Genomic DNA, 7,260 nt, shown 5'->3' on the forward strand with positions numbered 1-7,260 from the left:
GCAACATGCAGAGCGTCGCGCACAGGGTGCGCTCCCACAGGGGGTAATGAATCGATCAAATGGCCATCCAAAAGAAACCCGCCTTGCGGCGGGTTCCTGTTATGCGATGAGCAACCTCAATCGTCGTCCCCGCGAAACAGATGTCGCAACAGGAAGAACGCGCCTACCGTGCCCGCAATGATGGCGGTGGTGGCCACCGGATGGCGGTTCACGTGGCGACGCAGGCGGCGATACTGGTAGTTGGCTTCGTCGGCGAAATCTTCCGCGGCATGACCAATGCGGCGTGCGTACGTCGTGCGGTTGCGACCGAAGCGACGGGTGGCATCGCGGCCGCGTTCCACCAGCTCATCCGCGCGGTCGGCGGCCTCGCCAGCGTAGTGGCGTACGCGGTCACGGACGCCGTTGACGGTATTTTCGAGGTCGTGGTGACGGCTCATGGCGTCCTCCTGCAATAAGTTGGTTCACGTTGCCAGCGGTGGTGTGAGCGATGCGTAAATAATCAGGTGGTTTGTTCAGCTGCGATGTCGGCGCACCTCAGCGGCGACCGGATGCCCCGCGGTCAGTGCATGCGCGATGGCGCGCCGCACGGGCGGCAAGGCCTGGCTGGCCCGCAGCAGCGCGGTGCGGGTGAGCCGCGCGGCAGGTCCCTCGTTGGTGTAGATCGCCACGATGGCGGTGGTCGCTGCGTAGAGCGGCCAGGTGGCGCGGCGATGCCTGCCTTGATAGCGGCGCAGCAGATCGGCGGAGGCGATATCGCCACCGTTGGCAGCAGCCTGGGCGACCAGACCGCCCAACGCCTCCACGCTGCGCAAGCCGAGATTGAATCCGTGTGCGGTCACCGGATGCATGCCCACGGCGGCGTCGCCGATCAGGGCGAGGCGTTGCGCCATGAAGCGGCGCGCATAAACACCGACCAGGGGATAAGCATGTCGCGTGGAGGTGAGCCGCATTTCGCCGAAGCGCCCATCGAAGCGGCGACGCATGTCGGCCTGGAAGGCCCTGTCATCCATGGCCATCACACGCTGGATATCGTGCGGGGGCAAGGTCAGCACGATCGAAGCCTCTGCGTTGTTCAACGGCAGGGCAGCCAGCGTCTGGTGGTGGCCAAACCATTCCAGCGCTTCATCGCCATGTGGCTTCTCCAGTGCCATCCGGCAAACCAGCATGGTCTTGCCGAAGTCATGCATGTCGGCGGCGATGCCCACGTCGCGTCGTACGCGCGAGTAGCGGCTATCGGCGGCGACGATGAGTTTCGCGGTCACCTCGCCACCGTTCGACAAGCGCAGGCGTGCGGCGTCATCACCGAGCGTCACCGCTTCGACCGAGGTATCGCACGCGAACGTGATGGTCGGTTCGTGCTCGATGCTGGCGTAGGCGGCGCGGCGAATACGGTGATTGGGGACGAGATAGCCCAGAGCATCCTCAGCTTCGGAGTTCGGCGAGACGCGCAGGCCGTGCCGGGACTGTCCATTGAGCACGCGTGCGCTGCGCAGCGGTGAGACGTCCGCGGGTCCCAGCCGCTGCCAGATGCCGAGCTCATGCAGGATGCGCACGGAGCGTTGCGTCAAGGCGATCTCGCGCCCGTCGAACGGCGGGTCGCGCAGCGACGCCAGCGACTGCTGCTCGACCAGCAGGACGCTCAGGCCCCGGTGTGCCAGCGTTCGGGCAAAGCACAGCCCCGCAGGGCCTGCGCCAACAATCGCGATATCGACGTGCATGGGATGTGGGGCCGGACTGGAGACAGCGCCATGCTAAGGAGCCGCTGCAGGCCGCACTTGATGTAGATCAAAGCACGGTGCGCCGGATGGCGCTGGGCATGCCTAGATGGTCGTCTCCGCGCTTGTCGGCTCCACCACCGGCAGCGGTTCGGCGCGCAGGCTCTGGCGACGACGCAGGCTGGGAAACATCGCCATCCACAGGCCGACCACCACCAGCGTGCCGATCCCGCCAATCACCGTGGCGTTGATCGCACCCAGCCACGCGGCGAGCATGCCCGACTCGAATTCGCCGAGCTGGTTGGACGTATTGATGAAGATGGCATTGACCGCACTCACGCGGCCGCGCATGTCGTCAGGCGTGTCCAGCTGCACCAGCGCGCCGCGGATCACCATGCTCACCATGTCGAACGCGCCGAGCGCGAACAGGGCGATCAGCGAAAGCCACAGCACTTTGGACAAGGCGAACACCAGGGTCGCCACGCCAAAGCCGGCTACCGAGGCAAACATAATCGGCCCGACGCGCCGCTCCATGCTGTGGCGTGCCAGCCACAGCGACATCAGCAGCGCGCCCACTGCCGGCGCGGCGCGCAGCAGGCCCAATCCCCAGGGGCCCGTATGCAAGATATCCTTGGCGAAAATCGGCAGCAGCGCGGTGGCGCCGCCGAGCAGCACGGCGAACAGGTCAAGCGAAATCACGCCGAGCACGTCCGGCCGGCGGCGGATGAAATGCACACCCGCAAACAAACTCTTCAGCGTGGCTGGTTCACGCCTGGGCTGCGCCTGCTCGTAACGCATGCGCGCCATCAGCACGACCGCGATCAGATACAACACCGCGCAAACGCTGTACACGACGCCGGCGCCCGCCACATAGAGCAGGCCGCCAACGGCAGGACCCATGATCATCGCCGCCTGTCCCGCCGATGCGCTGGCTGCCATCGCGCGTGGCAGGATGGACGACGGCACCAGCGCCGGCAGCATCGATTGCAGTGCCGGGAATTCGAAGGCCTTGGCGACGCCGATCACGAACACCAGCGCGAGTATCGTCGTCTCCTGCGCCAGGTACATCAGGCTGATCACCGCGAGCACGGCAATCGCAAGCATGTCCACGATCTGCCCGAACATCACGATGCGACGACGCTCGAATTGATCGGCCACATGCCCCGCGGGCAAGGCCAGCATCACCGACGGAAAGAACTGCACCAGGCCGATGAGACCCAGGTCGAGCGCGCGGCCGGTGATGGCGTAGATCTGCCAACCCACCGCTACCGACAACATCTGAAAACCGAAGCCCGAACAGATGCGGGCAAACCAGAACTGCACGAATGCAGGGTGCGAGCGCAGCGATTCCGCAGAAGCTTGCGCGGGAGCAGGGGGCATGAGGGGATCCTTGCGGGGGCGAGACCATTATCGGCAGCTGAAGCGCCGAGGCAAAGCACTGCAGCTTCACACGAGTGTGACCGGCTGTTGGCGACGCCGGCCCTAGCGTCGCGATGTCACCGAGTCGTTGAGGTGAAGCATGGGCCAGTTAGCCAAACGCGTATACACCGATCCCGCCAGGATCCGCCGCCTGGAAGACCTGGTCGACCAATTGCCGACCCAGGGCCACGTGGTCTTGCAGATGAGGGACGGCACCAGCTACGACGGCGTCGTGTGCGAACGCCCGAATGTGCAGGTGTTTCGCGATGCGCAGGAAAATGAGGGCATCAATGGTGTGGTGCGCCTCGAGCGGCCCGATGCGCCGGCGTGGACGTGTTACCTGTGGCTGGGCGATATCCATCGTGTGGAGCATCTTGATTCGATGGGCAGCGAGAGCTGAGCTCCCGCTGCCGCACCAGGTTCAGGCGCTTTGCGTCTGCGCCGCCAGATTCGCTTGCGATCGTGCGGTGCGCGGCCTGGCGTCTAGACCAAACAACGGACGCAGCCACGGCGTGCGACGGATCACCCACTCGTGCAGCGCTGCGGAGCCACCCACAGTGCCAAGCAGCAACAGGGTAGGCTCCAACACCGGACCGAGCTTCAGTGGGATCAGCCAGTAAGCCACTGCCAGCAGCACGCTCTGATGCAGGATGTACCAGGGAAACACCGCTTCGCGCGCATAGGGCAGCCAGCGGAAAGGGCGGTTGAGGTATTGATGGCCCCAGCCAAGCACTGCGGCGATGGCACTCCACATGTAGATGAATCGCAGTACGCGGACTACGTGATGCCCCGCGGCCAATACGGTGGACGACCACCCGCTGATGTCCACGATGGCATCGAGCCGATCCAGTAACACGAAGGCGGCGAAGCAGAACGCGGCCAAGCCTAGCGAACGACGCCGCAGGCGCGCCAGTTCTTCCCACATCGCCGGATGCCTGCCGATGGCATACCCGTAGAAGAACATCGTGGCGTAGCTGGCATGGGCGTACCAGTCGCCGATCACGGCGTGGTTCTGCGGGAAGCGGGCAGCCAGCAACAGGTTCAAAGCGAGCATGGGCAGTGCGGGAAGTACCAGCAGCGGCCAGCCGCGGAGCCGGTGCAGGGTCGCAATCATGCGCTGCCCGGGCGCCGATTCCAGCGCCGGCATCAGCGCGATCAGCACCAGCGTGAAATTCCACACATACGGCAGATACCACAGGTGGTTCCAGGTGACCCCGTACTGCCAGCCGTCGAACGCCCCCGCCGGCCATGGGCCACCGGTCCAGTAGTGCAACAGGAAGTGCCCGAACCCCGGCGCCACCAGTCCTCTGTCGACGCCCTGCACGTACGGCTGGATCGGCACGACCACTGCCATGCCGAACAGCAAGGGCAGCATCAGCCGCACGGTCCGTTTCCACGCAAGCGCCGGCAGGCTCAGGCGACCGCGCAGGAAATGCATCGCCATGCCCGAGATCAGGAACAGCAGATCCATGCGCCAGAAGTTGGAGGCCAGCATCGGGTACTTCAGCCAGTCGGCGATGTAGCTGCTCTTAAGGTGAAACGTCCAGTCGTCGGCAGGGCCCACGTAGAGCATGCCCAGGTGGTAGAGGATCAGCAGGCCGAAGGCCAGGACGCGCAGGGCGTCGATGTCGTGGCGGCGGTTCATGAGCGGCGGACTCCATGGTCGGGATGACGCATGCTCCGTCGCGCCACAGTCGCCGTCTGCCGCTAAGTGACTGATCGACCTGAAACAGGGACGAGCAGGGGGCAGCGAGGGACGAAAAGAGCGGGTTCGGCCGCCGTGCACGTAGAATCCGCACATGAGACCCAAGCCGTCCTTCGACTTCGCCCGTTTCCAGCGCTGGCGCCGACCCTTCGAGATCGGCTTCTGGGTCGTCATGATGACCGTCAACACCGTGTTCAACGGGGTCGTCGCATGGTTCGACGACAGCTATCGCACCCACCGTGCCGAGAGCATCGAGCCGTGGATCTGGGAGGCCACCAGCAGCCTGGTCATGCTGGCGCTGGTGCCGTTCGTGGTGATGGCCAGCCGCCGCTGGACGTTGCGCTTCGACAACTGGCGGCAGAACCTGAAGATCCATCTGGCGCTGAGCGTGGCGTTCTGCCTGGTGCATGTCGGTTTGATGATCGTGCTGCGCATGGTTGCCTACCGGGCGCTGCTGGGCTGGCAGTACCACTTCGGTGACGACTGGCTGCGGCAACTGGGCTACGAATACCTCAAGGACATCCGCACCTATTTCCTGTTCCTGGCCACCATCGGCGGCTATCGGCTGCTGCTCCTGCGCTTGCAGGGCGAGGCCAGCCTCCTGGCCGAACCCGACGAGGGCCCGCCGGTCGAGCCAGTCGACCGCCCCGAACGCTTCCTGGTGCGCAAGCTCGGCAGGGAATTCCTTGTCGCCGCACGCGAGATCGAATGGCTGCAAGCCTCGGGCAACTACGTGAACCTGCATGTGCGCGGCCGCGACTATCCCCTGCGCGCCACCATGGCTGGCATCGAGGAGCGGCTCGATCCCACGCGCTTCGTGCGCGTGCATCGCAGCTATCTGGTGAACCTCGACTACCTCTCTGAAATGGAGCCGCTGGAAACCGGCGACGCGCGCCTGACCATGCGCGACGGCGCCACCTTGCCGTGCAGCCGACGCTTCCGCACCCAACTGCGCGAACGCTTCGGCGACACCCCCGTCAGCGCCTGAGACCTGTCACCTGTGGGAGCGCACCCTGTGCGCGACCCGGTCATGCCCAAAGCCACCCAGCTTGCGCCGCCACTCACCCTCGTTCCACTCTAAGCGCCTAACCGCAACAGGACCTTGCCCATGAACCAGCGCCTCCGCTTCGCCGCCACCACCTTCGGCACCGTGCTCATGCTTGCCGGCTGCTCCCAGTCGGGCGACCAGGCCCAGGCACCGCAACAGGCCCAGGCGCCGGCCGACGAATCCGCGGGCAAGCTCGACACCTATCGCCAGCTGCAGCGCATCGGCAACGACGAGATGGCGGTGACGATGGGCAATGAGATCCTCAAGCGATATCCCAACACCGAGGCGGCCAAGGAAGTGCAGCAGAGCCTCCCGGCGATCGAACAGCGCTACAAGGAAAACAGCGAGAAGAACCGCCTCGCCGGCCTGTGGCTGTATCAGGTCTCGCCGATGCAGGGCGGCACGCAGTCCACCGCCACCATCTACACCAGCCAGCCTGCGGGCGAGGACCGCGTGCGACTGGTGCTGCGCCGTCATACCGAGTGGGGGCAGAATGCCTTCCTGTTCAATGGCGGCCCGCATGGCTTCGTGTGCAAGGGCGTGTGTTCGATCAAGGCCACCTTCGACGGCAAGCCCGGCAGCATCCCCGCGTTTGCGCCGACCACGGGTGAGCCGGCTTTGTTGTTCAAGGACGACAAGGGCTTCATCGCCCATCTGGAGAAGGCCAAGAAAATCACCATGGACGTGACCTTGCAGGACGGTGAGAAGAAGGTGACGCTGGTTTTTGAAACCGGTGGTTTCGACCCGGCCAAGTGGCAGCCAGTCAGCAAGTCGTCCGGCAAAAAGAAATAAGGTCCACGCGCTTGCGCGTCATGCGTTTGCAAGACCAGCACTGATGGAGATGAAAATCATGGCAGCCAAATCCCTACTTGCCGCCGTCGCGGTGATCGCAGCGCTCAGCGCCTGCACCCGCGTGGGCAAGGATTACACCTCGCGCATGCAAGCCCGCCAGCAGGCCTACGCCGCTGCCGCCGGCGCACCGGTCAGCAGTTTCCACTACTTCAGCCTGTGGTCGTGGGAGCCGTTGAGCGATACGGAATTGGCCGTCTATACGCGTTCGAACGAAGCGTGGCTGATCGATCTGGACGGCCGCTGCCGCAACCTCGAATTCACAAACCACATCGCCCTGACCTCGAGCGCCAGCGAAGTGTCGGCGAAGTTCGACCGCGTCATCACGGGTGGTGCCGATGCGCCGTGCTTCATCAAGCAGATCCGGCCGGTGGATATCAAGAAGCTGGATTCGCCGCAGCAGGGGAAGCCGAGGGAAGTGGAGGAGGCGGCGCGGCCGGCGAAGTGAGGGTGCCGTTCCGCTATTTGTAGGAGCGCACTTGTGCGCGACCAGCCGACGGAGCGGAGCACCCAGGCGCTACGGT

8 protein-coding genes are annotated in these 7,260 nt (G+C 64.8%); 4 read left to right on the top strand and 4 right to left on the bottom strand.

All coding sequences use genetic code 11. The features are described 5' to 3' along the window. Nucleotides 1-116: 116 nt before the first annotated feature. The 3 genes from AC1DMG_RS17990 to AC1DMG_RS18000 all read right to left on the bottom strand — a co-directional run bounded on the left by AC1DMG_RS17990 (nt 117) and on the right by AC1DMG_RS18000 (nt 3,095). Entirely contained in the window at nt 117-437 is a 321-nt protein-coding gene (locus tag AC1DMG_RS17990) for a hypothetical protein (protein ID WP_441605552.1), read from the bottom strand. Between the two features lie 75 nt (nt 438-512). Beyond that, nucleotides 513-1,718, bottom strand: a complete 1,206-nt coding sequence (ubiM, locus tag AC1DMG_RS17995; protein ID WP_441611466.1) for a 5-demethoxyubiquinol-8 5-hydroxylase UbiM — start codon at nt 1,716-1,718, stop codon at nt 513-515. A gap of 102 nt (nt 1,719-1,820) precedes the next feature. Continuing rightward, on the bottom strand, nt 1,821-3,095 hold the full coding sequence (locus AC1DMG_RS18000) for an MFS transporter (RefSeq protein WP_441605550.1): 1,275 nt from the start codon (nt 3,093-3,095) through the stop codon (nt 1,821-1,823). 139 nt (nt 3,096-3,234) lie between these two features. Between AC1DMG_RS18000 and AC1DMG_RS18005 the strand changes: the two genes are divergently transcribed. Next, complete coding sequence (locus tag AC1DMG_RS18005; protein ID WP_441605549.1) at nt 3,235-3,534, top strand: DUF3247 family protein; 300 nt, start codon at nt 3,235-3,237, stop codon at nt 3,532-3,534. A gap of 21 nt (nt 3,535-3,555) precedes the next feature. On the opposite strand, the gene AC1DMG_RS18010 is transcribed toward AC1DMG_RS18005, so the two are convergent. Beyond that, the gene (locus AC1DMG_RS18010; RefSeq protein WP_441605548.1) at nt 3,556-4,779 is read right to left on the bottom strand and encodes an acyltransferase family protein; all 1,224 of its coding nucleotides are present in this window, start codon (nt 4,777-4,779) and stop codon (nt 3,556-3,558) included. A 154-nt stretch (nt 4,780-4,933) separates the two neighbouring features. Here AC1DMG_RS18010 and AC1DMG_RS18015 point away from each other — a divergent pair, with 154 nt between their 5' ends. From AC1DMG_RS18015 to AC1DMG_RS18025, 3 genes are all read left to right on the top strand, one after another. Next, entirely contained in the window at nt 4,934-5,827 is an 894-nt protein-coding gene (locus AC1DMG_RS18015) for a LytTR family DNA-binding domain-containing protein (protein WP_441605547.1), read from the top strand. A gap of 120 nt (nt 5,828-5,947) precedes the next feature. Continuing rightward, the gene (locus AC1DMG_RS18020; RefSeq protein ID WP_441605546.1) at nt 5,948-6,679 is read left to right on the top strand and encodes a hypothetical protein; all 732 of its coding nucleotides are present in this window, start codon (nt 5,948-5,950) and stop codon (nt 6,677-6,679) included. Nucleotides 6,680-6,737: 58 nt separating this feature from the next. Further along, nucleotides 6,738-7,184 (top strand): DUF6491 family protein, encoded by a 447-nt coding sequence (locus AC1DMG_RS18025; protein ID WP_441605545.1) that lies wholly within the window; start codon nt 6,738-6,740, stop codon nt 7,182-7,184. Nucleotides 7,185-7,260 lie beyond the last annotated feature (76 nt).

Source organism: Dyella sp. 01N36 (assembly GCF_056399745.1).